This window comes from Vibrio sp. 1978, from assembly GCF_033344345.1.
This window is the reverse complement of record NZ_JAWPOP010000207.1, coordinates 1-944: the sequence shown is the minus strand read 5'-3', so window position 1 is coordinate 944 and position 944 is coordinate 1. Positions and strand designations below refer to the sequence as shown.

General features: G+C 47.6%; 1 protein-coding gene. It reads right to left on the bottom strand.

The genetic code is table 11. The features are described 5' to 3' along the window. Positions 1 to 944: FAD-dependent oxidoreductase (locus R8N49_RS25550; protein WP_318190264.1), on the bottom strand; the 944-nt coding region annotated here is incomplete at both ends.

Genomic DNA, 944 nt, shown 5'->3' with positions numbered 1-944 from the left:
AAACCGGACTCAAACATCGCGTTCCCCTGCTGATACAACATCTCTGCGCGCTTCATGTTTGGTGGCGATTTCACATCGGCATACTCGACCGTTCCCGCCAAACGTAAGCCTTCAGACATGGGCGTCATAATGAACTTTCTGTCGGCAGAACTGATAGGAAACGGCAATGACTCACGCTTGTCATTCATCATGAGATGGTAGCCTCGCTCAGCTTGTATCGGGACATTCACACCGGTTAACTGGCGAACCAAAGCTTTAGAATGAACACCCGCTGCGACCACAATTTTGTCAAAAGACATTCGCCGAGCATTCACCAAGACATCGCCGTTTTTACTTACTGCGTCTACTTCTTCATGGACAAGTGAACCTCCGAGTTTTTCAAATGCATTACTTAGCTCAACGCAGAGTGCATAAGGGTTTATTGTATGTCCTGTTTCTGGAAAAAAGACGCCAAACCGAACCTTTTTGCTGAGTTCAGGAAGCCGACGTTGGATTTCGTTTTGCGTCCAAAGCTCGTACCGAACACCTTGTTCCGCTAACGCATCAAGCGTACTTTGATAACCTTCAAACAAGCTTTCGCTTTCAAACGTCAGCAGTGAACCATCCATCTTAATCAGCCCACTTTTTCCGATCGAATCTAATAGCAGATTCCAACTCTGAACGGCTCGCGTGTTAAGGCTTGTTATCGCCTGCGTGGAAGCTTTTGCCGCTGAAGGTTTCGCTTTCAATAAAAAACGTATCATCCAACCGACGGTATTGGGCAAGTCTTGCCAACGAATAGAAACTGGACTTGTCGAACTCAATAACATCTTAGGTAATTGAGGGATCAAGGCCGGCGTGGCAAGAGGAAAAACTTGCTCGGTTGCGATGTGGCCGGCATTTCCTTTCGAGCAACCGTTGCCCACTCCATTCGGATCAAAAATGGTGACGCGATACCCCTGCTG